The following is a 24,268-nucleotide window of genomic DNA, read 5'->3' as shown; positions in this document are numbered from 1 at the left end:
GATCAGGACAGAATCCAAAGAAAATTAAACTAATAAGATATTATTATTTCTTATTGAAATAATATTTTGATATATATGTTATTATTCTGAATTATTATCCTAAAAACTGTTATGTATTTCAACAGATTGATGTTTAGTTTACATACCCATACAACCCGCTCACCATCAAAGCAACAGAAATCAACCCAGGATCATAAACCTTAATCCGCTCTTTTAGGCGGTTCGATGCGGTATGCAATTGGTTCTTTACTGTCTGCTCAGATAATCCCAATTGTTCTGCAATCTGCTTAATACTAAAGTTTTGTTCCTTTTTTAATTCATAAATTTCTTTCATCCGGGCAGGCATTCTGGACATTTCGTCATCAATAATTGCCTGGAGTTCCTTGCTGATCAGCAGATGATGCGATGTTACTTCAAAATCATCCTGATAGGTCACCCGGTTCATCGCATATTTCAACCTCACATTATCCTTCTCAAACTGCTTTAAAGTATTGTTACGCAAAACAGTGTAGAGATAGGGCAGCAAACTATCCTGCTCGGCAAGCTTAGATATATTGTCCCACATTTTAATGAATACATCCTGCACAATGTCTTTAGCAAGATCTTTAGACTGCACTTTTTTAAAAGCATGGTGATACAAAACAGGCCAATACTGGTTAAAGGCGATATCAAATGCCTTCTCCCTATCCTCCCGCGCCAGCAGGAGAATTTCCTGATCTGTATATTTTCTGTATGCAGCCATCAATTTTGAGTTATATCCCGTTATACTAATTTAATGAATTCTAGTACAAGATTATATAAGTTCCTTCATAATAACCAAATACTTCGGGAAATAAATTCTTCTTCCAGACATTGCTTCATCTCCACGCGCTCTCCACCCGCTCTCCACGTGTCGTCCACGAGTGGTCCACGCACAGATGGTTAAGTCATGTTGCTGAAATGTTCCGTATTTCTATGAATTGTTTTAGCTCCCATACAGCACGTGCAGGTAATGGTTAATTTTAATCAAATAGAAAACCATTATGGCAAGATCATCAACCGGAGCCCAGGGGCTAGTGACAGGAAAAATAGGCAATACCTATTATTACGTAAGGTACGGCAAACAGCAAGTACGCGCAGCTTCGCACATCATCAAGCCCAAATCAGAGAAACAGCTGGCGCAGCAACAGCGAATGAGCGTACTGAAGCCCGTCATTTCGTACTTAAAGCTATACATCAGGGTGGGCTTTGCACTGAAAGGTATTGAAAAGGCTGACTCGGCCAGCAACTGCTTCAGGTCTTATAACCTTAAGCATGCCATCAAGGGTCAATATCCTAACCAGGAAATTGATTATCCTGCGGTGCGCCTCAGCGAAGGTAACCTCTCGCTGCCGCTAAATGCTGCCGTACAAAGCGTTGCAGATGGGTTTAAGTTTACCTGGGCTTTTGATGCACAAGATCCTAACGGCAGTCCTTACGACCGTACCATGTTGCTGGTGTATTTTCCTGAGGTTGATCAGCCACGATTTTTTCAGATCATCAGCGGTGCAGAGCGATCTGATTGCGAGGAACTGCTGAAGGTTCCGGTTGCTATGAAAGGCAGGTTTGCAGAGACGTATATTTCTTTTATCACGGACGACAGGAGTAGTATTTCTGACAGTGTGTATACGGGGAGGGTGTTGTGTTGAAGTGATTTATTAAGCACAACGTCATCCTGACTTCGAAGAAGCTGCGAAGCAAATTTATTTCAGGACGATCGCTTTAGCAAAACAAAGAACAACGACCGTTTTAAAAGGATGACGTATATATAAAAAAGGGACTCAAAATAAATTGAGCCCCCTTTTCCTAAACCAAACTAAACCAATTATTTTGCTGCTTTTGTAAAATTTAATACAATGTAAGCAGGTGTACTTCCGTATTCTACAGGCGACTTAATCACCATGCTATTTCCGTCAGAAGAAGACAACAACAATCTGTAACCAGACGTTACATTCTTAGCCTTATCTCCTTCAAACAATTTTTTGAACTGAAAAGTCTGATCAGCTGTACTTGCAGACCAAAAGATAGACTGTGTTTTTGCGGCACAGGTTCCTCCTCCAGGCAAACTATAGCTACCATTACCACTGTTTGTGAGGCGCCATGTACTTCCTACAAAACAAGTATAAGATCCTTCATCAAACAACGACTTTACTGCTGATTGGGGCACACCTTCAAATGTAATGTCATTCAATGTCCATGTACCTGTTACATCGCCTCTTTTTACAGTTGTAGCGGTGCCAGCCTTAGGAGAGCAACTTTGCAAAACCATTAATGAACTACATAAAATGGCTGCTATCAGGAATATTCTTTTCATATCATTTATATTATTTGATATTTCAATTACATAAATCTTGCCAAAAACTTCTACAGAATAGGCTGATACTTTTAACTTTGTTATAACTGACCCCTTAATTCCACATTTAACCCAGTAATAATGAAGCCAGAAACTCTTGCGATACATGCCGGAAATTTATACGAAACAAATACAAAAGATGTTACAGCTCCTATAAATTTATCGACCACTTTTTTAAGGGATAAAGATGGTGGCTATTCTGGGGGACACATGTATAGCAGGGTGAGTAATCCGAACCGGACAGCGCTTGAAAAAGTACTCGCCAATTTGGAAAAGGGAGTAGATGCCTGCGCTTTTTCTTCAGGAAACACAGCGGGCATGACGTTGTTTCAGGCACTCAAACCAGGCAGCCACATCATCGCGCCCGATGATATGTACTGGGGTTTTAAAAAGCAACTGCAGACCATCTTTGCCGATACGCTGGAAATCGACTTCGTAGATCTTACGGATACTGAAAACCTGCACAACTTTATCAAAAAGAATACGGTACTGATTTGGATAGAAACGCCGTCAAATCCATTGCTGAAAATCACCGACGTAAGCGCTGTTGCTAATATAGCTAAACAACATGGTTTAACTCTGGCTTGCGACAGCACATTTGCATCTCCATCGCTTCAAAATCCCATTACCTTAGGTGCTGATATCGTGATGCATTCATCAACTAAATATATCGGCGGTCATAGTGATGTATTAGGCGGCATTTTAATTACTGCTGCTCATAATGAGCTTTGGAAAAAAATAAGGAACATTCAGCAGATCGGTGGTGCTGTGCCCTCTCCTTTTGATTGCTTTTTGTTGGTTAGAAGTATTAAAACTTTGCCTTACAGAATGCAGGGACACTCGGAAAATGGAATGGCTTTAGCCAAATATCTCGATCAGCATCCTTCTGTAGATACCGTTTACTACCCTGGTTTAAGTCAGCACCCGCAACATGAAATAGCTAAAAAGCAGATGAGTAGTTTTGGCGGCATGCTCTCCATCTTAGTAAAAGGCGGGGTAGAAGATGCTGTGAGGGTAGTCAATAAAGTTAAGCTTTTTGCACAGGCCACAAGCCTCGGCGGCGTAGAAAGTCTAATAGAACATAGAGCTTCTGTAGAAGGTCCGGACACTAAAACCCCACAAAATTTAATTCGGATATCTGCAGGTCTTGAACACATTGACGATTTAATTGCTGATATAGATCAGGCTTTATCGTCATAAACAGGTCACCACAAAACTATAAACACTTTAAAATTCAAATTAATCTACTGTAAAACAGTATATTAATAATATTTCAGAATATTATTTTGGTTATTTTATTACTTAGCTATACATTTGCATAACATTTAGCAAGAAGCTAAACAAGTCAATCCTTAATGGTTTGATTTATAAAGAAGTGGCGAGAGACAGGCTCTTTGACCCACTGGCAACCCTCCCAAATGGAGAAGGTGCCAATTCCTGACCAGAAGACATGGTGTCCTTTGGAAAGATAAATTTAAACAAAATGAAAAAATTAAGTATCTCTACCCAGTCTTATTTTTATCGTACGCAAGCTGCACTATGTATGTGCTGTAGCATGTGCTAACCTAAAAATCTTCCTTTTACATTATTAATATGAATCCGGAAGGTCCCGATACATCGGGATACGCCACAACAGATACGCTCAATATTCATTAGCGTATGAATTCACAAATATGGTTTAAACGAAAAAATAAGAAACAATGTCAACTACATATAAATTCGAAACACTACAAATACATGCAGGTCAGGAAATAGATCCTACTACGGGCTCCAGAGCGGTGCCGATCTACCAGACTACGTCATACGGTTTTAAAAATTCTGAGCATGGCGCCAATTTGTTTGCCTTAAAGGAATTCGGAAACATTTACACCAGGATCATGAACCCTACTACTGACGTGTTTGAAAAACGCGTGGCAGCTTTAGAAGGTGGCGTTGCAGCCTTAGCTGTAGGTTCCGGACAAGCAGCACAGTTTATAGCATTAAACAACATCCTACAAGCGGGAGACAACTTTGTATCTTCATCACACCTGTATGGCGGCTCGTACAACCAGTTTAAAGTTGCTTTTAAACGCCTTGGTATAGAAGTAAAGTTTGCCAACGGGGATGATGCCAATGATTTCGAAGCAAAAATCGATGCAAATACAAAAGCAATCTACCTGGAAACCATTGGAAATCCTGCTTTCAGCATCATTGATTTCGAAAAGATATCGGCCATTGCAAATAAGCATGACCTGCCTTTAATTGTAGACAATACTTTTGGTGCTGCAGGTTATATATTTAAGCCGATTGAACATGGTGCACATATCGTTGTTCAATCTGCTACCAAATGGATCGGTGGACATGGAACCAGCATTGGTGGTGTTATCGTAGACGGTGGAAACTACAACTGGGGCAATGGCAAATTCCCTCAGTTTACAGAACCTTCTGAAGGTTACCATGGATTGGTATTCAACGATGTATTTGGTATAGGTGGTCCCTTCGGGAATATTCAGTTCATCATTCGTGCACGTGTGGAAGGTTTAAGGGATTTTGGCCCTGCCATCTCTCCTTTCAATTCTTTCCTGCTGATACAAGGACTGGAAACATTGTCATTACGTGTACAAAGACATGTAGACAATGCACTCGCACTGGCTACCTGGTTAGAAAACCATGATGCAGTAAAAAAAGTAAATTATCCCGGACTGGAAAGCAGCCCTTACCATATAAACGCTAAAAAGTACCTTCAAAATGGTTTTGGAGCAGTCCTGTCATTTGAATTACACGGAGATAAAGAACAGGCAATAGCATTGGTCGACAACCTTAAACTGATCAGCCATTTGGCGAATGTTGGAGATGCCAAGACACTCATTATCCAGCCATCCGCAACTACGCATCAGCAATTGAGCGATTCGGAACAGGAAGCTGCAGGAGTTTCTCCTAATTTATTAAGGATCTCTGTGGGCATAGAACATATAGACGACATCAAAGCTGATTTAGAACAAGCTTTCAATACGATTAAAAAATAAACAGCTAATTATCAGCTACAATACAAAGAATGAGCACTACAGCAACATATACTTACAACAAACTCTTTAAACTGGAAAACGGCAAAAAGTTACGTAACGTCGATATCGCTTATCAGACTTATGGTAAACTCAATGCCAAAAAAGACAACGTCATTTGGGCATGCCACGCACTTACTGCTAATGCTGATGTCCTTGACTGGTGGAAGGGACTTTTTGGAAGTAACGCCTTATTTAATCCTGAAGAACATTTCATCATTTGCGCAAATGTTTTGGGATCTCATTATGGCACAACAAACCCACTGAGCATAAATCCGGTTACAGGTCTACCTTACTATCTGGCCTTTCCAGAGTTTACGATCAGAGATTTAGTGAAAGCGCATCAGTTGCTGGCAGCGCATTTAGGAATTGATCATATAAAAGTGCTTATAGGTGGTTCGTTAGGCGGACAGCAGGCTGTAGAATGGGCCATCACTGATAGCAAAATCATAGATAACCTCATTCTTCTAGCTACCAATGCTGTTCATTCGCCATGGGGAATTGCATTCAACGAAAGTCAGCGCCTGGCTATAAGTACAGACCGTACATTTTACGCCCAGCAGCCCGATGGAGGATTAAAAGGACTGAAAGCGGCGAGGAGTATCGCATTATTGTCATACAGGACTTATGATGCTTATGTTGCAACTCAACTGGAAAGTGTAAATGATAAAACTGGTTCATTCCGGGCTTCATCCTACCAAAATTATCAGGGAGAAAAGCTGTGTAAAAGGTTTAATGCGTATAGCTATTGGTATCTGGGTAAAGCTATGGATAGTCATAATGTGGGACGTGGAAGAGAAAGTGTTATCAGTGCCTTGAAACTAATTAAATCTAACACCCTGGTAATTGGAATTGAAAATGATGTGTTATTCCCGCTAGTAGAACAGGAATTCCTAGCTAAAAACATCACAGATGCATCATTTCAGAGCATCAAATCAGCGTATGGCCATGATGGGTTCTTAATCGAAACTGATACATTGACCAATATCATCAGCAATTTTTTGAAAGAAAGCATAAATAAGAAAATAATTAAATTACATAAAACAGCATAATAATTAGATGAGCAAGAAACTTAAGATTGGTTTATTTGGTTTTGGAGTAGTTGGGCAAGGCTTACACGATATCATCCGTGGCCAGGATTTAAACTTGGAGATTGTTAAAATAGCGATTAAAAATCCTGAAAAGAAACGTACGCTGGATGCGCACCTTTTCACCACTGATCATGATGAATTATTAAACAACGATGAGATCAATACAATCGTTGAGTTGATTGATGATGCGGATATCGCTTTTAATATTGTTAAAAAGGCACTAAGCACGGGTAAAAACGTAGTTTCTGCTAATAAAAAAATGATAGCAACGCATTTGGCAGAACTTGTTGAATTACAGGAAAAACACGGAACGTCGTTGCTTTATGAAGGTGCAGTGTGCGGCAGTATCCCAATCATCCGTAACCTGGAAGAATACTATGACAACGAGTTACTTCACGGAATAAGCGGTATCTTTAATGGTTCTTCGAACTACATTTTATCTAAGATATTTAATGAAAATCTTGAATATGGGGTTGCATTAAAGCAGGCTCAGGATCTTGGATTTGCTGAAACTGATCCAATACTTGATGTTGGTGGATATGATCCTAAATTTAAACTGGCTATTGCCACCGCGCATGCTTATGGACTATTCATCAACCCGGATAAAATCCTCAACATCGGTATCCAGAATTTGTCTGATAATGACATCCAGTACGCAAAGGAAAAGAATTTCAAGATCAAGTTAGTCCCTACCGCACGCAAGATCAGCACAAAACAGGTGGTTACTTATGTATTGCCTAAATTTGTTAAATCTGAAGATTTCCTTTTCAATGTGGAGAACGAATACAATGGAGTAACTGTTCAGGCGGCATTTGCCGACAAGCAATTTTTCTTTGGAAAAGGTGCTGGCGGCCACCCTACAGGCGCTGCTGTCCTATCTGACATCGCTGCTTTAAGGTATGACTATCGTTATGAATACAAAAAATACCATCAACATAACGGTCTTGTTCATACCGATAATGTAGACATTGAAGTGTACCTAAGATATACGCACGAATACACAGTTGAGAAACTTCAAATCGACAATATTATAGAACGCTTCTCCCGCAATGATTACAAATATGTAATTGGCAATGTTAGCCTTAAAACACTTTTGGCCAACTGGAGTTTACTGGAGCAAAAGGATGTATTTATTGCTCATACGGGTAGGTATACCTATACTGAGCAACAAATTCAAACTATCTCAGAAGAGGAAATATTATTTAACTAGTTAGTTCTTTTTATTTTGTTTTGATAATAAGAAGGCCTCGATTGGGGCCTTCTTTAATTCATTATATTTCTCTGTTTACATCCCAGTTTTCCAGGTAGTCTGCTACCCTTCTTACAAACGATCCTCCCAGTGCTCCATCTACCACTCGATGATCATAGGATAAAGACAAGAACATCATATGTCTTATTGCAATCACATCACCAAATTCAGTTTCTAATACAGCTGGTTTTTTCTTAATCGCACCGACAGCCAATATTGCTACCTGAGGCTGATTAATGATCGGTGTACCCATTACATTCCCAAACGACCCCACATTTGTCAACGTGAAAGTACCATTCTGTGTCTCGTCAGGCTTCAATTTTGATGTACGTGCACGCTTAGCCAGATCATTTACAGACTTAGTAAGACCAACCAAATTATATTGATCCGCATTTTTGATGACAGGTACAATTAAATTGCCACTCGGAAGTGCTGCTGCCATACCGATATTGATATCTCTTTTTTTGATGATCTGAGTACCATTAACAGTGACATTGATCATTGGAAAATCTTTAATCGCTTTTGTAACAGCCTCTACAAACAAAGGAGTAAAAGTGATCTTCTCATTCTCACGTTTTTCAAAACTCCCTTTTACTTTATCTCTCCACAATACCATATTGGTAACATCTGCCTCAACAAAAGAGGTTACATGGGGTGAGGTTTGCTTGCTCATTATCATATGTTCGGCAATAAGCTTTCGCATTCTGTCCATTTCAATGATCTCATCTCCACCGCTTACGCTCGTAGAAGATGGCTTTTGAGTCTGCTGAACAGTCGGTGATGCTGCGCCTTCATTTACTACTGAAGGGGTAGAATCAATCTTTGAAGCCGGTTCCTGAACAGTCCCGCCTTTTTTATTCTGAATATAATTTAATAAATCATCTTTTGTTAGTCTTCCCTCGGCACCAGTACCCGTGATGCCATCCAGCTCAGAAAAAGCAATATTTTCTTGTGTTGCGATGTTCTTTACCAGCGGAGAATAAAACCTATCTGAAGTATTTTCATTAGAAGAGTTTGAAGCAGTGTTCTCCCTCTCCAGCTGATCCATACCCGGAATAGCATCGGCAACCGCCTCTGGTTCGGCCTGTTGAGATACAGGAACCTCAATCTTCTCTACTTCAGCATCTGTCTCAATAATTGCGATAACCGCACCTACCTGTATAACCTCATCTTCTTTAAATAACTGTTTTACCAATTTACCCGCTATTGGCGATGGAACTTCTGAATCTACCTTATCGGTAGCAATCTCCAAAATCGTATCATCCACCTCTATCATATCCCCGGGCTGCTTAACCCACTTTATTATGGTTGCTTCTGCAACACTTTCCCCCATTTTAGGTAACAATAATTCGTATTGAGCCATTTTTTATTTCATGATTGATATTGGATGCAAAAGTAAAGTATTTTGGAGACTTAAACCTCATATCGGTTAAGTTCATTCAAAATCATAGTCAAAGCTGCTATAGCTGAGCGCTCTATATTTTGAATTCTTTTGCCGCCGAAACTGAACTTCTTAGCTGTAACCTTCTCTCTTCCAGCTAAAGCAATCCATACGGTACCTACAGGTTTATCCGTCGTTCCTCCATCGGGACCGGCAATTCCTGTTACAGCAATTGCATAATCTGTTTTAAATTGCTTTACAGAAGCTACAGCCATTTCTTTTACTGTTTCTTCGCTAACAGCACCATAGGCCGAAAGTGTTTCTTCTTTAACACCTAAAATCGATTGTTTCAACTGGTTTGAATAAACCACCGCCCCTCCCAGAAAAACAGAAGAACATCCCGAATGCTGAGTGATCATACTTGCAATGTATCCACCTGTACAGCTTTCTGCAACAGAAAGCGTCAGTTTCTTTTTATCCATAATATCGAGCAGCGCCTTCTCTAAAGGGATATCGTCTTCTACAACCACGTATTTACCAATACGGTCAACAATTTGTCTGGCCCACAACTCTACTTCATTTTTTAGCGTAAGTTCGTCGGCTCCTGTTCCGCTCAACCTCAACCTCACCTGCCCTAGTTTCGGCAGATAGGCCAGTTTAATGTGCTCAGGTAAGCCATCCTCTATCGATTCTATCTCTGCAGCAAGGAATGACTCTCCAATACCTGCTGTCAGAATTGTTTTATGAAAAATTGCCGGAAGTTTAAATGAATCTTTCAGCCTCGGAAGAATCTCCTCTTCCATTAAATACATCATTTCGAAAGGAACTCCAGGCATAGAAACTATAACAGTTCCATTGTGTTCAAACCACATGCATGGCGCTGTACCATTCTTATTTTTAATGACAATACAACCATCTGGGACATATGCCTGCTTCATATTGGCCTCAATCATTGGCCTGTTTAGACGGTCAAAGATTCCTTTAATGTGATCCAGAGTTTCCTGATCACGCTTCAATTCCATATTAAAATACCTGGCAAGTGTAATTTTTGTGATATCGTCTTTAGTTGGCCCCAGTCCTCCTGTGATCAGGATGATTTTTGCCCGTTCCTGAGCGAGTGTCAGCGCATTGACAATATGATCTGCATCATCAGAAACAGAGCTTACCTGCTTTACTTTAATACCAATAAGATTAAGCTGTCTGGCCATCCAAGCCGAATTTGTATCTACAATCTGACCAATCAGGATTTCATCTCCTATGGTTATTATTTCAGCTAGCATAAAACAGGTTATTAAATATTAATTGAAACGGGTATAGTAATTTTTCCGCTTGCTCAGTTTTAAATCCTGAAGCACGGATGCTTTTACTTTGATATCTACAGAATAAAACTGCTGCTGACCAAAAGGAATCCAGCTAAAGCTCATATCCCAGCAATGTAAATCACGATAGATGGCAAAAGAAGTCTGGGAGAAAGTATTCGCTCTAAAATCCCATCCTGAGTTAAATTGAACCTTCCATTTAGGGGTAATATTCGCATCACCATTAAAATTCAGTGAATTCGTAAAAGTACTATTACGACCTACTCTGTCTGTATTGTAATTGAAAGTATAGGAAAAGGCGAAATTCCATGGAATGTTGAAATCAACAAATGCATTTGGGTCTCTGCTTACTTTAGCCAATTCCTCCGATTGCTCTGGGGTCATACCCGTTTTCATCGCTTTATCTTTTAAGTCCTGTTCATTTTCTGTTTTTCTTTTAAATGCGTCAGGATTTAAATTGTAACTGGTTGAAAACCCGAAACTGGTCAGTCTTGGCAACTTTCCTCTTGTCCAGGTATACTGATCAATCAATACCCTGCCCCCATCTATAGTATCTTTATATAAATAAGGGTCTAATGTACCATAGTAGTTAATCCCGAGTTTATCCGTGAATGACGATCTTCCACTAAAACTCAGTGTCGACAACTTATAATTTTTAGCGAGGAAATTATAACTACCATTGAATGTTAGACCTTGAATGATATCAATCTTCTTCTCTCCCTTGCCTGTGGTATCATTTGGTGTAAGGACTTTGGCCTGAATCGCATTCTCTAAGGAGAAACTTATTGCTGCCGAACGACCGATTCCTGGGCCTCCATATAATGAACTTTCAAAAATAGAATACTTCAACGGGTCTCCCGCCTGATCAAATACAGTAGATCCGTCAGTATATTTGGCTTCTTTATAATAGCCTCTTTTCAAATCAGAAAAATCCGGTCTGTAACTGAAACTTACATTTGGTGTCATTACATGTCTCAGCGCTTTAAAATTACCTAATTTTGCAAACTGGGCAGTACTGTAAATTTTCGTCGAAACCCCCATACCAACACTATACTCACCATTTCGTTTAAATCCAGGAATAGTATCGGTGACGATCATATCTGGTTGGTTAAGTACCTTTAAATAGGTTCTGTTAATGGTTTGAAAATGCCATTTTTCGTTATAGGTCGTGCTCGCATTGAAATTAAAGTTCTTCAAAACATTAAAACCCATACTTATTGGAATCTGATGACTCACGCCATTTCTAAACTTTCTCAGGCTTCCTTGTTTAAACAATTCGCTCTCTGTAGTATTGATCAGGTTATTGGCCTGCATGCTATATCCAACTGAGATCTTTTCATACCACTTTTGGTCTCCCGAGCCGGTTTTATTTGCAAATGGATTAAATGAAGGAACACTAAAACTGATGTTGGGTAATTCCAGACTGACTGTTTTATTTTCAGTTTCCTGAAAACCGGTAGCAGAAATTGCAAGGTTTATTTTTTCCGCAATTACCCGCCCATAAGAAATACTGGACCTCATGGTATTTTTAGTGAACTGGGTATAATCGTAAGTACCACCGGCGGCAGTGTTCTCGTTAAAGCTTGAAGTTCCTGCGTCTACTAAAGCAGAGAAAGTTGTCCCTGGTTTAGCATTCGCATTTTGGCTGTGATTCCATGAAAGGTTAAAATCTTTCTTTGGTTCATATTCCGGCGTACCTTCTAAACCATATCTTGAATTTGAATACCTGAAATTTATACTACCGTTGTACTTATATCTCTTGGTGTAATTGGAAAATAAAGACCCGTCATACGATCCCCTCGTGTAAATAGTTGCCAATATTTTTGCGTCCCAATAATCATTTAGACCCAGATAATACCCACCGTCGCGTAAAAAGAATCCTCTTGTAAAATCTTCTCCGGGACTGGGTAATATAACTCCTGATGATTTTTTATTTGGTTTCGGAAAGAATGCAAAAGGCAGTCCCAGGGGCAACGGTATATCTTCGATTTTCAAATATACCGGACCAGTAATGATCTGGTTTTCGGTAACAATACCCTTTGTAATATGAATACCGAAATGCGGGTGCGGCAAATTACATGTACTATAGGTTTGCCCCTTACTATGAATCTCATCATCAGGCTGTTTCTTGGCCTTTCCTCCTGTAAAAAAGCCGCCTTCCTGTTCTGTAAAAACACCCCAGATCTGACCTGCACCTGTTGTCAGGCTATACCTCAAAGAATCTGCCTGGGAAGTATTTTGACCTTCCATTTTAAATATCGGACGACCTATGTATTTACCCTTCGAATTGGTAATACCGCTTGCAAATAAAACATTGGTGTTTTTATTATATAAAATATAATCTGCATCCAATTCAAGTCCCTGATAAATCACCCTGGCCTTTCCATAGAGTTTCACAATACTACTATCGGCATTGGCAACAATTGAATCTTTTGCCTTGTATTCAACTTTCTCGCTTGCTATTGTATCTTTTGGCGTAGTTTGTGCGTTATTTCTTTGTTGTCTATTGCGACTAGTATCCTGAAGGTTTTGATTGGAATTTTGTCCTTGTTTTATAACTTGCCGAAATGCAAACGTACTAAATGCCAACACCCTGCTACTAACAGATGTTAATAAAACAATGAAGTTTAAAAAAATGATATACCGTAAAAGTTTCAAATTCGTGTGTGAATGTTATTTTTGCATTAATGTTTAATCCAAAACGTTCAAAATTAATGAAAAATATACCATTGCTCAGACCAAATGCAATTTTGATTGCATTTATTTCTGTAGCATCCGTTATTACATCTAGTTATCAAGCATTTACACAGGAGTATAAAATAAAAACTATTGTGATTGATGCTGGTCATGGAGGTAAAGACGGTAGTACCAGAGGTCTTTATTCAACTGAGAAAGATGTGGCCCTTAAGACGGCGCTTCACCTTGGTGCACTAATAGAAGCGTCGCTGAAAGATGTAAAAGTCATTTATACCCGGACTGAGGATGTTTTCATTCCATTATATGAAAGGATTGCAATCGCAAATAATGCAAAGGCAGACCTGTTTATCTCTATTCATTGCAACGATATGCCTTCCCATAGATCGACCATTGTAACCGGATACAAAAAGGTAAGGGGTAAAAGAGTAGCGATAAGAGAAACTGTCTATAGAAAAAGTACGTCTACACATGGGACTGAGACATTCGTTTCAGGAATGGGTCGTGTAAATGAGCAGGACGAAGCGATAAAAAGGGAAAATGCCTCTATTTTTCTCGAGGACAACTATAAAGAGAATTATGAAGGCTTTGATCCCAGCAATCCCGAAAATTTCATTATCTTATCTTTAATGAAAAACACTTTCCGAACCCAGAGTTTAAAACTGGCAAAGTATGTGCAGGATCAATACGTGAATGTCGGTCGTGTAGATCGTGGTGTTCAGGAAAAAAGCCTGGCTGTTTTGGCTCGAGCAGGAATGCCGGCCATACTTACAGAAATTGGATTCATTAGCAATCCTGATGAAGAGAACTACATGAACTCTGAGGAAGGTCAAAAGGAGATTACAGAATGCCTGCTGAGAGCCATAGAAAACTATAAAAAAAGTATTGAAGGTTAGTCAATACTTTTATTAATCAACTTAATAAAACATATAAATGAGAGTGAAGAGCGCGTTATACCTGTTGCCATTTTTATTATTATTCAGTTCAAAATCTACATTTTCACAAGCTTATAGGGTAAAAACAATCGTTATTGATGCCGGACATGGTGGAAATAAACCCGGAGCCAGAGGTAGTTATTCCTACGAAAAAAATGTGGCTCTCAAAGTCGCTTTAAAGCTGGGCAAAAAGTTTGAAGAAGATATGCCTGATGTGAAGATACTATACACCAGAAAAACTGATGTAGATGTAGATTTCTACAAAAGGGCCGCACTTGCCAATGACAACAAGGCGGATCTTTTTATTTCCATACATTGTAATTCTATGCCGGACAATAGAATAGTAACTTATACAAAGAATAAGGCTGGAAAAAAAGTCGCTAAATACAGCTATGTTAAAAATAAAACGACTAAAGGGACAGAAACTTTTGTAGCAGGATCTCACAGATTAAATGAACAAGATGTAGCGATCAGAGAGAATGCGGATATTAAGCTTGAGAAAAACTACAAACAAAATTACAATGGATATGATCCAAATGATCCTGAAACATTTATTATTCTATCTTTGTTTAAAAATCTGTTCCGGGATAAAAGTATGAAATTGGCAAAACTCATCCAGGACAATTATACAGAAAACGACAATAGAGTAAACAGAGGCGTAAAAGAACAGGGTATCCTTATATTACAAAGATGTGGAATGCCTGCAGTATTAACCGAGATTGGCTTTATATCCAATCCTGCTGAAGAAGAATATATGAATTCAGAAAGTGGATCAACAGAAATTGTCAACTCCATTTTCAAAGCAGTAAAAACTTACAGAAAAGAAACTGAAACAAACTAATGAACGCTGAAAAATAAGCTTCATTACCTTTAAAAGATAACTACTACTAAATGAAAATCGCGAACGAAACCAAAGTAGGCATACTAGCAGCCTTTTCCATTGCCCTATTGATCATTGGATACAATTTTCTAAAAGGCAATGCCATCTTTTCAAGTGAGACTGTTTTATATGCTAAGTATTCGCATGTCGATGGGTTAGCTGTCTCTAAACCTGTTCTTATAAATGGTTATCAGATTGGCCGTGTTGATCAGCTGCAATTACAGCCAGACGGATCGATCCTTGCAACCCTTAAAATTAAAGGGAAATATGAAATCCCTAAAAACAGCATTGCCAAATTAGAAAGTACAGATCTACTTGGAAGTAAAGCCATTGTAATGGCATTAGGGACTGGAAATGACTTTGCTGAGGATGGCGATACCTTGAATGCCAATGTACAAAAAGGTATACTAGAAACGGTGCAGCCCGTACAGAAAAAAGCAGAAATGATCATTGCAAAAATGGATTCAATCCTGACCAGTGTCAACTCCATCTTAAATCCGAACTTCCAGAAAAATGTGGATAAAAGCTTTAACAGCATTGCCTCTACCCTTGCATCTCTTGAAGCTACTTCTAAAAAAGTGGATAATCTTGTTGGATCTGAAGGCTCCAGAATTTCGGTAATTCTGGCAAACGTTGAAGCGATCTCCAATAACCTAAAGCAAAATAATGAAAAAATCACTTCAATACTAAATAATGTCAACTCGATAACAGATCAGGTAGCAGCTGCTAACTTTAAGCAAACTATAGACAATGCGAACAAAGCCGTTGGAGACCTTCAATCTATTGTGAGTAAAATAAATCAGGGACAAGGCACTTTAGGACTACTGGTTAATGATACAAAAATGTATGAAAACTTAAATAATGCCTCTAAAAACCTAGATAACTTAATGATTGATCTTAAAGCCAATCCTAAGAGATATGTTCACTTCTCGGTATTTGGAGGTGGCAATAAAAAAGACAAGTAAACTCACCATTTATATATAGAAAAGGCTTTAGAGATTTCTAAAGCCTTTTCTATATCTCGTTAAATATTCTATACTTGATAAGTAACTCCCTCTATTGCCAACTCCGTACGCTCAAAGACGGTTAGTGCCTCATCTAAAATCGGCTGTAAGGTCTTATATCTTGATGAAAAGTGACCGATAAGCAACTTCTTCGCGTTAACGATCTTAGCTACTTCAGCAGCCTGTAATGCGGTCGTATGATGAGTTTGACAAGCCCTATCGAGCATTTCATGTAAGAAAGTGGCTTCATGGTATAAGGTATCACAATCCTGAATACTGGAAAAATAACGCTCATCAAATAAGGTGTCTGAGCAATAACAATAACTCTTGGGCTCATCAGAGTCTAAAGTATAATCGATGTTCTTTAGCACTTGCCCATTCGGCAAGGTAAGATCAACGCCTCTTTTCAACATCGGATAGTACTCAATAGGAATTCTCTCGTGTTCGAGCTTATCAACAATAAGCCTCCGTAATCTCTTCTTCTGTGTGAACCTAAAGCCTGTACAGGGTATTCTATGATTTAAAATAATGGTTTCAACAATCACATCATTGTTTTCGAAAATCTGCGACGGATTGTCAGCAGTTGTGGCAACGAATTCAATGGGATAACGGATTATTGTTTCAGAATGTTTAAACTGAAGTACAAGTATCTCCATCAATGCTGCAGGAGCAAAGATTTTTATTGGCTTAACGCGCCCGTTTAAATGCAAAGTGGAAAGCAAACCGATCAAACCAAAGTAATGATCTCCATGCAAATGGCTGATAAACACAAAATCAATTTTACTGGCTTTAAAACCATATTTGATTAACTGTTGCTGGGTACCCTCACCACAATCAATCAGATAAAATTTTTCATTGCAATTTAAAAGCTGTGCAGTAGGATTTCTATTGTATACCGGAGTAGCGGAACTACTACCTAAAATAGTTACCTCAAACTTCATTAGCCCTTATCTACGCTCCCCAACAATTCCTTTTCTATTTCTTCCATAAAGATCAGATCAGTTGCCTCGTCCAGCTTTGAAACTATTGTTAGCTGTTGATCTAAACTTGACATTTCGAGAATCGAAGCCACTGCTTCATTCACTCCTGTAAGAATGAAAAGTCCATTTGCCTTTTTACACAACCTGTCTCCCACTAATAAACTGCTCAGATCCTGCGAATCATCACACTGCTTAATAGAAGATAAATCCAATACAATATTACAATACCCTTCTGCATTCAATAAGATGAATTCAGATTTCAATTTAGGTGTATTATCATTCGTAAACTTAGATTCTTTAAGTTTTAAAACGACATACTTATCGTGTTTGTCTACTGAAAATTTCATGATATTGATTTGTTTAGTTGATTACGAAAATACTAAATTTTAATGATTTTTCACCGTTTTATTAAGCCTGCAACTGGCTTAATGCCGACACTACGTTAGTTTCAATTCGCTTAGGTATATCCGCAGTATCATTCTTTACAAATTTATCGCCCGTGATCTGTTCATAAAGCTCAATGTATCGCTCGGATATAGAATCTACTATCTCTTTGGTCATTGCCGGCACCACTTGTCCATCCTTACCTTGAAAACCATTCTCAATTAACCATTTACGAACAAACTCTTTAGAAAGCTGTTTTTGCGGCTCGTTTGAAGCCTGGCGTTCTGAATAACCTTCGGCATAAAAATAACGCGATGAATCAGGTGTATGGATCTCGTCGATCAGATAAATATCGTCACCAACTTTACCAAACTCGTATTTAGTATCAACCAATATCAATCCGCGTTCAGCAGCCATCTGTGTACCACGTTCATACAAAGCATAAGTATATTTCTCCAGCAAAGTATAGTCTGCTAATGAAACGATTCCTTTTGCCAGGATATCTTCTCTGGAGATATCTTCATCATGTCCTACAGATGCTTTAGTCGTTGGGGTTATAATTGGCTTAGGTAATTTATCATTCTCTTTTAACTCCTCAGGTAATGCTACGCCACAAACGCTGCGTCTGCCTGCACTATACTCTCTCCAGGCATGTCCTGCAAGGTATCCTCTAACCACCATTTCTACTTTAAAAGGCTCACAAATACGGCCAATAGTCACCATTTCATCTGGTACATCAATCACCCAGTTAGGCACAATATCTTTTGTGGCTGCCAAAAATTTAGCGGCGATCTGATTCAACACCTGTCCTTTAAAAGGAATCGCCTCCGGCAAAACCACATCAAATGCAGATATCCTGTCAGTAACCACCATCGCCATAAACTGGTTATTGATGGTATATACATCGCGTACTTTACCCTTATAATAATTTGTTTGCTTAGGAAAGCTGAAATTTGTCTCTTTTATTGCTGCCATTTTAATTTTTGATGTTAGAATTACGATTTACGAGTTGAGACTAAGCGCCTTTCCAATCGTAAATCAAAAATCGTATATCGTATATTACTTTATTGAATATCGCCGTATGCTTTCAATATTCGTTTTACCAATTTGTGTCTAACCACGTCTTCTCCTGTCAGATAGATGATATCTATACCTGGAATACCATCCAGAATTCGAAGTGCGTTGTGCAACCCTGACATCTGCTTTTTAGGCAAGTCTATCTGGGTTACATCTCCAGTTACGATGAACTTAGCCGATGGTCCCATACGCGTCAGGAACATCTTTAGTTGAAGATCTGTCGAGTTTTGAGCCTCATCCAAAATCACGAAACAATTGTCAAGAGTTCTTCCGCGCATAAATGCCAGTGGCGCGATCTCAATCGTTCTGTTTTCTATATAGGTTTTCAGCTTTTCTGCCGGAATCATGTCATCAAGTGCGTCATATAAAGGACGAAGATAGGGATCTACCTTTTCTTTTAAATCTCCCGGCAGAAAACCAAGACTTTCACCTGCCTCTACCGCCGGTCTTGTCAATATGATTCTTTTAATCTCTTTATTTTTCAACGCTCTTACGGCGAGCGCCACTGCTGTATAGGTTTTTCCCGTTCCGGCAGGACCGATCGCAAATAGCACATCATTTTTGTTAATGCTATCCACCATCCTGCGCTGATTTGCAGTCCTGGCTTTCACCATTAAACCATTGGTACCAAACACAATGACTTCGCCACCTCCGCCACTATTTGTTTTTTCCGGAGCTTCCTCTGCGTTGGACTCTGTTTTTTTTGAAACCAAAATCGTTTCCACATCACTAGCCGTCAGGGAACTGTATTTCTCCAGATGACCAATTAGCTGGTTATATTTTTTCTCAAAACCCTTAAGCTCCTGTTCATCGCCCAGCACCTTAACTTCATTACCTCTTGCTACAACTTTCAATTTTGGAAAAGCGTTTTTAATCAGCTCATAGTGCTCATTATTTGTGCCCCAGAATTGTACCGGATCTACCGATTCTAATGTTAATTTTAGTTCGTTCAAAATATTGTTTTTTTGATTGGAGTGTATATTTTGATATAAAAATTGAATATTTGTACGCGATTTGCCGCTTACGCAAGATTAAGAATAAATATTCAATTTTTAATGGCCATTATTACTTTAACAACAGATTTAGGTTCTAAAGATTTCTATCAGGCTGCCCTTAAGGGTAGTATCCTGAGTATCTTGCCTACAGCTAACATTGTTGATGTAACTCATGAAGTGCCATCCTTTAATATTTCGTATGCAGCTTTTGTCCTGAAGAATGTTTATCCCTACTTTCCAAAGGGCACCGTACACCTCATTGGTATAGATTCTGTCTTTAGTGAAAACACAAAATATATTGCACTAAAATACCGCGATCACTTTTTTGTAGGTGCCGACAATGGTATCTTTTCCCTCCTATTTGATGAAGTTCCGGAAGAAATTGTGGAACTAAATATCATGCAGGATTTGAAGTACCTGCATTTTCCTTTGGTAGATATCTTTGTCAAAGCTGCTGTAAGCCTTGCCAAAGGAGGAAAACTCAAAGATGTAGGCGTACCAACAGACGGTGTTGAAGAACGGATGTTATTGAATCCTGTAATAGAACGCGATATTATCCGTGGAAGTGTCATTTATATCGATACCTTTTGCAATGTGATCACCAACATCACAAAAGACCTCTTCACAAAAATCCAGCGCAACCGTGACTTTACACTCTACTTTAGAAAAAGCGAAACCATCACACAACTCAGCTGGCATTACAATGAAGTACCTGAAGGTGAAAAGCTTTGTCTTTTTGGAATTAGCAACCACCTGGAAATCGCCATCAATAAAGGAAAAGCAAGCGGACTTCTTGGCCTTCATCTTAGCGATATCATCCGGATTGAGTTTCATCCTTAATCTAAAGATTAAAGCTAAGGCATGGAGTTTGCTTGTTCATTAGCAAACATTAATAGAAATGAAAAACCTGATAGTTTTATTACTCCTGCTTACTTCCTTTCATGTCATGGCATTTCAGCCAGACACCAGTGCATATCAAACCCAGCGTCTAAAGGTCAATGCACTTCTCAAAGAAAGAAGTGTCAAATTTGGACAGTATGACCAGAGTCTGGACACTCGTACAGGGATTTTTGGGCTCCAAACTAAAGACGACATTAAAAACTCAAATGAGATTCTCAGGCAAATTGTACTGAATGACAACAACACATTTAAAGAGTTAAAAATTCTGATGGATTACAAAGATCAGGAAATGAAACAAGCACAAAACAGCGCCAATGAAGCCGGCAACAGAATGCAGAATTACATGTTTTCGATTAAAAAACTACAGGATCAGAATCAGCAATTGAAAGATAAAATCGAGGGACAGCAAGCCGGAAAAAGCATAGCCTGGTATCTTGTCATCTTACTTGCTGCTGCACTTGTTTATGTCATCTATTCATCGCGCAAAAAACTCAAAATACAGGCTTAAATGAAGAAGCATTTTTTTAAAATACTCCTGAAGATCAACAATGTGGTATTGCCGAGTCTTTATAAAAAAGACCCGATGAAACTAACCAACCTACAAAAAGCCATCTTAGGCTACAGATATTGGGTACTTACAAATTCACTCAGTTAAAATAGCTGGTTAGCAGTCCAACTAAAAATTTAGGTTCCACCCAGGTCGACTTAGGTGGCATCACCCCATTTACATCTGCTACGGCCATTACCTGATCCACAGACGGCGCAAATAACGTAAATGCGATCGCAAAAAGCCCATTATCTACCTTTTCCTGAAGAGCTTCAATTGGCACCCTCCCGCCTTCAAAAGTGATACGCGCGTCTGTACGAGGGTCTTTAATACCTAAAACAGGCTCAAGTATAAAATCCTGTAGTATGCTAACGTCCAGCACCCCGACCGCGTCTTCTTCATTAAAAATTTCAGTTTTCGGGCTTAAAACATACCATTGTCCGCTTAGATACATCCCGATTTCGTGTAGTTTTTCAGGCTTTACCTGTATGGCAGACTTTTCAATAAAAAAGGACTTAGCCAATCCCTTCATAAAATCATCTTCACTCAGTGTTCCGAGATCTCTCACCAGCCGGTTAAATTCCAGCACCTTCACTTCATTGGTATTCATGTAAACTGTGGTGAAGTAATTGTAATCTTCCTCTCCATGATGTTTCGCATTCAAAGCCTGTTTTTGTACGCCCATTTTTGCCATAGAGGCAATCCGGTGATGGCCATCTGCTATGTAGACTTCAGGTATCGCTGCAAATGCACCGACGATTTGCTTCAGATCTTTCTGATCTGAAATTGCCCAAACCTGGTGTTTCGTTCCATCAGCAAAAGTAAAATCAAGACAGGGCTCAACCTCCGCCGTGTAACGCTCAATCAGCGCATCAATTACCGCATCTGGATGATATGTAATCAGTACAGGGTTGGCGTCCAAACCGGTTTGCTGAAGGTAATCGGCTAATAGTTTTTCCCTCCGCTCAACCGTAGACTCATGCTTTTTTATCCTACCGTTAAGATAATCACTGATATGCGTTAACGTCCATATCCCCCTCTGTACCAGATCTCCATTTACCAACCTGTACACATAAACTGAAGGACATTTATCCTTCACTAAAACTTCATCCTCAACAAAACGTTCTACATTCTCACTAATCTTTTTAAAGATGAGCTCTTGCCTCGTACCCCGCAAGTATTGATGATCCAGCTCAGGATTGATCAGGTGCAAAAAACTATAGTCATTTTCTGAAGCAATAAGCTTTGCCTCGCCAGTGCTATAATTTTCTAGCGGACGCGTCACTACCAACGATTGTAAATGAACTACAGGCTTAAGCGCGCAGAAAGGTTTTATACGAGGCATATTTGGTTATTATGAGGCTATCCGAAAAGGACAGCCTCATTGATTTCTATTTATTAAAGTGCTCAATGATCAATGTAGCAAGTTCAGTTCCGATACGTTCCTGTGCTTCATTGGTAGAGGCTCCAATATGAGGGGTCAACGATATTTTGCTGTGTTGCAAAATCGCTGCGTCTGGAGTAGGCTCATTGTAAAATACATCTAAACCTGCAAAAGCTACTTTCCCGCTATCAAGTGCTTCAATAAGAGCTGCTTCATCTATAGTTCCGCCTCTTGAACAGTTCACCACACCAACACCTTTTTTCATTTTAGCAAATTCTTCTGCACCCAAAATAGGCTTGTCGGCAAAAGGAGTATGTAAACTGATGAAATCACTATTTGCAATTACTTCGTCAAGAGATACTGTTTTCACTGGAATAGCTACACTTGCTCCACCTTGAAAATTCAAGGTCAGGCTACCTTCAAAAGGATATAAATCATAAGCTAAAACATTCATACCTAAGCCTAATGCTACAGTAGCCGTCTCTCTTCCAATCCTTCCAAAACCAATGATACCAATAGTTTTACCTCTCAATTCAGTTCCTTTAGCATAAGCTTTTTTAAGGTCATTGAATTTGGTATTGCCCTCAACAGGCATTTTTCTGTTGGCATCCTGTAAAAAACGGACACCGGTAAATAAATGACTGAATACCAGTTCAGCTACAGATAAAGAAGAAGCTGCAGGAGTATTTACCACAGCAACGCCTTTACTGCGTGCATATTCAACATCAATATTATCCATACCAACACCGCCCCGTCCAATCAACTTAATGTTAGGGCAAGCATCAATCAGTTCCTGACGTACTTTAGTAGCACTGCGTACAGTAATGCCATCGTAGTTTTTTAAAGCTTCGGCTAACTTTTCCTGTGGAACTGTTTCTGTATCAACAACAAAACCAGCTTGCTCCAATAACGCTTTTCCGATAGGATCTATCCCATCGTTTGCAAGTATCTTAATCATTATCTATATTTTATTGGTATTTTTCTGCAAAAATCTGCATTAATTCTATTAAAGTGTGAACACTTGTAATCGGAAGTGCATTGTACATAGATGCTCTGAAACCTCCTACACTTCTGTGTCCTTTAATGCCTTCAATTCCATTCTCTTCAGCTAACTTTAGGAACGGTTTCTCCAGCTCAGGATTTTCCATTACGAAGCAAACATTCATTCTAGAACGGTCTTCAACAGCACATGTACCTTTAAATAATGGATTTCTGTCGATTTCTTTATATAAGGCATTCGCTTTAGCGATGTTTTCTTTTTCAATCTCAGCAACACCACCTTTAGATTTTAACCACCTTAAGTTTAACATAGCCACATAGATAGAAAATACCGGCGGCGTGTTGTACATAGAACCTCCGTCTATATGTACTTTATAGTCGAGCATTGCAGGAATTTTCCTGTCAACTTTACCAAGAATTTCATCTTTAACGATCACAATAGTCAAACCTGCCGGGCCAATATTCTTCTGTGCACCTGCATAGATCAGATCATATTTAGACACATCAATTACCCTGCTCATGATGTCAGATGACATATCGCATATCACGGGAACATTAGTTTCAGGCAAGCTGAACATTTCCGTTCCGTAAATGGTATTGTTAGAAGTACAGTGGAAATAAGCACTATCTTCTGGGATACTGTAACCTTTTGGAATAAAGGTATAATTGTCGGCCTTAGAAGAACCTACAATATTTGCCTTACCAAAAGCAGGCACCTCTTTGATCGCTTTATTTGCCCAAACTCCTGTTTCCAGGTAACTTGCAGTTTTACCTTCCGGCAATAAGTTCATTGGAACCATAGCAAACTGTAAGCTTGCTCCACCTTGCAATAATAAAACAGAATATCCGGAGGGCACATTTAATAATTCTTTAACCAGTTTTGTGGTCTCTTCAACTACACCTTCGAATTCTGGTGTACGGTGAGAAATCTCAAGAATCGACAATCCGTCTTTAAAATCTAAAACAGCCTGTGATGCTTGTTTAAATACTTCCTGAGGTAAAATGCAGGGGCCTGCGCCGAAATTGTGTCTCATTTT

Annotated in this window: 23 protein-coding genes and 1 riboswitch; of the genes, 11 read left to right on the top strand and 12 right to left on the bottom strand. The window is 39.1% G+C overall.

The genetic code is table 11. The features are described 5' to 3' along the window. Positions 1-133 precede the first annotated feature (133 nt). A complete protein-coding gene (locus FA047_RS03895; RefSeq protein ID WP_136834655.1) occupies positions 134-742 on the bottom strand; it encodes an RNA polymerase sigma factor in 609 nt (202 codons plus the stop codon). 280 nt (positions 743-1,022) lie between these two features. On the opposite strand from FA047_RS03895, the gene FA047_RS03890 reads away from it, so the two are divergent. Beyond that, entirely contained in the window at positions 1,023-1,667 is a 645-nt protein-coding gene (locus tag FA047_RS03890) for a DUF6266 family protein (RefSeq protein WP_136834654.1), read from the top strand. A 176-nt stretch (positions 1,668-1,843) separates the two neighbouring features. On the opposite strand, the gene FA047_RS03885 is transcribed toward FA047_RS03890, so the two are convergent. Then, positions 1,844-2,332: a lipocalin family protein gene (locus FA047_RS03885; RefSeq protein ID WP_136834653.1), complete on the bottom strand. Its 489-nt coding sequence runs from the start codon at positions 2,330-2,332 to the stop codon at positions 1,844-1,846. 120 nt (positions 2,333-2,452) lie between these two features. Here FA047_RS03885 and FA047_RS03880 point away from each other — a divergent pair, with 120 nt between their 5' ends. From FA047_RS03880 to FA047_RS03865, 4 genes are all read left to right on the top strand, one after another. Further along, positions 2,453-3,571: a trans-sulfuration enzyme family protein gene (locus tag FA047_RS03880; RefSeq protein WP_136834652.1), complete on the top strand. Its 1,119-nt coding sequence runs from the start codon at positions 2,453-2,455 to the stop codon at positions 3,569-3,571. Between the two features lie 162 nt (positions 3,572-3,733). Then, positions 3,734-3,846: riboswitch (SAM riboswitch) on the top strand. A 225-nt stretch (positions 3,847-4,071) separates the two neighbouring features. Then, positions 4,072-5,376 (top strand): O-acetylhomoserine aminocarboxypropyltransferase/cysteine synthase family protein, encoded by a 1,305-nt coding sequence (locus FA047_RS03875; RefSeq protein ID WP_136834651.1) that lies wholly within the window; start codon positions 4,072-4,074, stop codon positions 5,374-5,376. Between the two features lie 29 nt (positions 5,377-5,405). Then, the gene (locus tag FA047_RS03870; RefSeq protein ID WP_136834650.1) at positions 5,406-6,464 is read left to right on the top strand and encodes a homoserine O-acetyltransferase family protein; all 1,059 of its coding nucleotides are present in this window, start codon (positions 5,406-5,408) and stop codon (positions 6,462-6,464) included. A gap of 7 nt (positions 6,465-6,471) precedes the next feature. After that, complete coding sequence (locus tag FA047_RS03865; protein WP_136834649.1) at positions 6,472-7,713, top strand: homoserine dehydrogenase; 1,242 nt, start codon at positions 6,472-6,474, stop codon at positions 7,711-7,713. Between the two features lie 61 nt (positions 7,714-7,774). Here the strand turns inward: FA047_RS03865 and FA047_RS03860 are convergent, their stop codons facing one another. From FA047_RS03860 to FA047_RS03850, 3 genes are read right to left on the bottom strand one after another with little or no spacing between them, the layout of a single operon-like run. Beyond that, positions 7,775-9,115 carry a dihydrolipoamide acetyltransferase family protein gene (locus FA047_RS03860; protein ID WP_136834648.1) on the bottom strand — a complete coding sequence of 447 codons (1,341 nt, stop codon included), beginning with the start codon at positions 9,113-9,115 and terminating at the stop codon, positions 7,775-7,777. 50 nt (positions 9,116-9,165) lie between these two features. Then, positions 9,166-10,413, bottom strand: a complete 1,248-nt coding sequence (locus tag FA047_RS03855) for a competence/damage-inducible protein A (protein WP_136834647.1) — start codon at positions 10,411-10,413, stop codon at positions 9,166-9,168. An 18-nt stretch (positions 10,414-10,431) separates the two neighbouring features. Continuing rightward, positions 10,432-13,044: a putative LPS assembly protein LptD gene (locus FA047_RS03850; protein WP_225872652.1), complete on the bottom strand. Its 2,613-nt coding sequence runs from the start codon at positions 13,042-13,044 to the stop codon at positions 10,432-10,434. A gap of 122 nt (positions 13,045-13,166) precedes the next feature. Here FA047_RS03850 and FA047_RS03845 point away from each other — a divergent pair, with 122 nt between their 5' ends. Genes FA047_RS03845 through FA047_RS03835 form a run of 3 tightly spaced genes read left to right on the top strand, consistent with a single transcriptional unit; the run spans position 13,167 to position 15,926 of the window. Beyond that, a complete protein-coding gene (locus tag FA047_RS03845) occupies positions 13,167-14,042 on the top strand; it encodes an N-acetylmuramoyl-L-alanine amidase family protein (protein WP_394347553.1) in 876 nt (291 codons plus the stop codon). 37 nt (positions 14,043-14,079) lie between these two features. Continuing rightward, positions 14,080-14,922, top strand: a complete 843-nt coding sequence (locus FA047_RS03840) for an N-acetylmuramoyl-L-alanine amidase family protein (RefSeq protein ID WP_136834644.1) — start codon at positions 14,080-14,082, stop codon at positions 14,920-14,922. A 50-nt stretch (positions 14,923-14,972) separates the two neighbouring features. After that, on the top strand, positions 14,973-15,926 hold the full coding sequence (locus FA047_RS03835) for an MlaD family protein (protein ID WP_136834643.1): 954 nt from the start codon (positions 14,973-14,975) through the stop codon (positions 15,924-15,926). A 68-nt stretch (positions 15,927-15,994) separates the two neighbouring features. Here the strand turns inward: FA047_RS03835 and FA047_RS03830 are convergent, their stop codons facing one another. The 4 genes from FA047_RS03830 to FA047_RS03815 all read right to left on the bottom strand — a co-directional run bounded on the left by FA047_RS03830 (position 15,995) and on the right by FA047_RS03815 (position 19,359). Next, positions 15,995-16,906, bottom strand: coding sequence for a ribonuclease Z (locus FA047_RS03830; protein ID WP_136834642.1), 912 nt, complete (start codon positions 16,904-16,906; stop codon positions 15,995-15,997). Then, on the bottom strand, positions 16,906-17,292 hold the full coding sequence (locus FA047_RS03825) for an STAS domain-containing protein (protein ID WP_136834641.1): 387 nt from the start codon (positions 17,290-17,292) through the stop codon (positions 16,906-16,908). The genes FA047_RS03830 and FA047_RS03825 overlap by 1 nt, the downstream gene beginning before the upstream one ends. Positions 17,293-17,353: 61 nt before the next feature. Further along, positions 17,354-18,304 carry a phosphoribosylaminoimidazolesuccinocarboxamide synthase gene (locus tag FA047_RS03820; protein ID WP_136834640.1) on the bottom strand — a complete coding sequence of 317 codons (951 nt, stop codon included), beginning with the start codon at positions 18,302-18,304 and terminating at the stop codon, positions 17,354-17,356. Between the two features lie 89 nt (positions 18,305-18,393). Next, entirely contained in the window at positions 18,394-19,359 is a 966-nt protein-coding gene (locus tag FA047_RS03815) for a PhoH family protein (RefSeq protein ID WP_136834639.1), read from the bottom strand. A gap of 102 nt (positions 19,360-19,461) precedes the next feature. Here FA047_RS03815 and FA047_RS03810 point away from each other — a divergent pair, with 102 nt between their 5' ends. Genes FA047_RS03810 through FA047_RS20400 form a run of 3 tightly spaced genes read left to right on the top strand, consistent with a single transcriptional unit; the run spans position 19,462 to position 20,956 of the window. Continuing rightward, complete coding sequence (locus tag FA047_RS03810; RefSeq protein ID WP_136834638.1) at positions 19,462-20,241, top strand: SAM hydrolase/SAM-dependent halogenase family protein; 780 nt, start codon at positions 19,462-19,464, stop codon at positions 20,239-20,241. 58 nt (positions 20,242-20,299) lie between these two features. Then, positions 20,300-20,809: a hypothetical protein gene (locus tag FA047_RS20620; protein ID WP_205943233.1), complete on the top strand. Its 510-nt coding sequence runs from the start codon at positions 20,300-20,302 to the stop codon at positions 20,807-20,809. Then, on the top strand, positions 20,810-20,956 hold the full coding sequence (locus tag FA047_RS20400; protein WP_169304310.1) for a hypothetical protein: 147 nt from the start codon (positions 20,810-20,812) through the stop codon (positions 20,954-20,956). On the opposite strand, the gene FA047_RS03800 is transcribed toward FA047_RS20400, so the two are convergent. Genes FA047_RS03800 through serC form a run of 3 tightly spaced genes read right to left on the bottom strand, consistent with a single transcriptional unit; the run spans position 20,949 to position 24,265 of the window. Further along, positions 20,949-22,193, bottom strand: a complete 1,245-nt coding sequence (locus tag FA047_RS03800) for a DUF1015 domain-containing protein (protein WP_136834637.1) — start codon at positions 22,191-22,193, stop codon at positions 20,949-20,951. The two genes, FA047_RS20400 and FA047_RS03800, sit on opposite strands and share 8 nt — an antisense overlap. Before the next feature lie 46 nt (positions 22,194-22,239). After that, positions 22,240-23,190, bottom strand: coding sequence for a D-2-hydroxyacid dehydrogenase (locus FA047_RS03795; protein WP_205943232.1), 951 nt, complete (start codon positions 23,188-23,190; stop codon positions 22,240-22,242). 10 nt (positions 23,191-23,200) lie between these two features. After that, positions 23,201-24,265 (bottom strand): 3-phosphoserine/phosphohydroxythreonine transaminase, encoded by a 1,065-nt coding sequence (serC, locus tag FA047_RS03790; RefSeq protein ID WP_136834636.1) that lies wholly within the window; start codon positions 24,263-24,265, stop codon positions 23,201-23,203. Positions 24,266-24,268 lie beyond the last annotated feature (3 nt).

Origin of the sequence: Pedobacter frigoris, from assembly GCF_005116445.1 — a bacterium.
In the GTDB taxonomy this organism is placed as follows: domain Bacteria; phylum Bacteroidota; class Bacteroidia; order Sphingobacteriales; family Sphingobacteriaceae; genus Pedobacter; species Pedobacter frigoris.
The sequence above is the reverse complement of the archived record's forward strand: the minus strand, read 5'-3'. Positions and strand labels throughout refer to the sequence as shown.

What these genes read in the sequence shown, in the direction of transcription:
- FA047_RS03865 (WP_136834649.1), top strand. Translation starts at nt 6,472, where the DNA reads ATGAGCAAGAAACTTAAGATTGGTTTATTTGGTTTTGGAGTAGTTGGG.
- FA047_RS03860 (WP_136834648.1), bottom strand. Translation starts at nt 9,115, where the DNA reads ATGGCTCAATACGAATTATTGTTACCTAAAATGGGGGAAAGTGTTGCA.
- FA047_RS03885 (WP_136834653.1), bottom strand. Translation starts at nt 2,332, where the DNA reads ATGAAAAGAATATTCCTGATAGCAGCCATTTTATGTAGTTCATTAATG.
- FA047_RS03890 (WP_136834654.1), top strand. Translation starts at nt 1,023, where the DNA reads ATGGCAAGATCATCAACCGGAGCCCAGGGGCTAGTGACAGGAAAAATA.
- FA047_RS03800 (WP_136834637.1), bottom strand. Translation starts at nt 22,193, where the DNA reads ATGCCTCGTATAAAACCTTTCTGCGCGCTTAAGCCTGTAGTTCATTTA.
- FA047_RS03870 (WP_136834650.1), top strand. Translation starts at nt 5,406, where the DNA reads ATGAGCACTACAGCAACATATACTTACAACAAACTCTTTAAACTGGAA.
- FA047_RS03825 (WP_136834641.1), bottom strand. Translation starts at nt 17,292, where the DNA reads ATGAAATTTTCAGTAGACAAACACGATAAGTATGTCGTTTTAAAACTT.
- serC (WP_136834636.1), bottom strand. Translation starts at nt 24,265, where the DNA reads ATGAGACACAATTTCGGCGCAGGCCCCTGCATTTTACCTCAGGAAGTA.
- FA047_RS20400 (WP_169304310.1), top strand. Translation starts at nt 20,810, where the DNA reads ATGAAGAAGCATTTTTTTAAAATACTCCTGAAGATCAACAATGTGGTA.
- FA047_RS03845 (WP_394347553.1), top strand. Translation starts at nt 13,167, where the DNA reads ATGAAAAATATACCATTGCTCAGACCAAATGCAATTTTGATTGCATTT.
- FA047_RS03855 (WP_136834647.1), bottom strand. Translation starts at nt 10,413, where the DNA reads ATGCTAGCTGAAATAATAACCATAGGAGATGAAATCCTGATTGGTCAG.
- FA047_RS20620 (WP_205943233.1), top strand. Translation starts at nt 20,300, where the DNA reads ATGAAAAACCTGATAGTTTTATTACTCCTGCTTACTTCCTTTCATGTC.
- FA047_RS03875 (WP_136834651.1), top strand. Translation starts at nt 4,072, where the DNA reads ATGTCAACTACATATAAATTCGAAACACTACAAATACATGCAGGTCAG.
- FA047_RS03830 (WP_136834642.1), bottom strand. Translation starts at nt 16,906, where the DNA reads ATGAAGTTTGAGGTAACTATTTTAGGTAGTAGTTCCGCTACTCCGGTA.
- FA047_RS03895 (WP_136834655.1), bottom strand. Translation starts at nt 742, where the DNA reads ATGGCTGCATACAGAAAATATACAGATCAGGAAATTCTCCTGCTGGCG.
- FA047_RS03810 (WP_136834638.1), top strand. Translation starts at nt 19,462, where the DNA reads ATGGCCATTATTACTTTAACAACAGATTTAGGTTCTAAAGATTTCTAT.
- FA047_RS03880 (WP_136834652.1), top strand. Translation starts at nt 2,453, where the DNA reads ATGAAGCCAGAAACTCTTGCGATACATGCCGGAAATTTATACGAAACA.
- FA047_RS03840 (WP_136834644.1), top strand. Translation starts at nt 14,080, where the DNA reads ATGAGAGTGAAGAGCGCGTTATACCTGTTGCCATTTTTATTATTATTC.
- FA047_RS03835 (WP_136834643.1), top strand. Translation starts at nt 14,973, where the DNA reads ATGAAAATCGCGAACGAAACCAAAGTAGGCATACTAGCAGCCTTTTCC.
- FA047_RS03820 (WP_136834640.1), bottom strand. Translation starts at nt 18,304, where the DNA reads ATGGCAGCAATAAAAGAGACAAATTTCAGCTTTCCTAAGCAAACAAAT.
- FA047_RS03795 (WP_205943232.1), bottom strand. Translation starts at nt 23,190, where the DNA reads ATGATTAAGATACTTGCAAACGATGGGATAGATCCTATCGGAAAAGCG.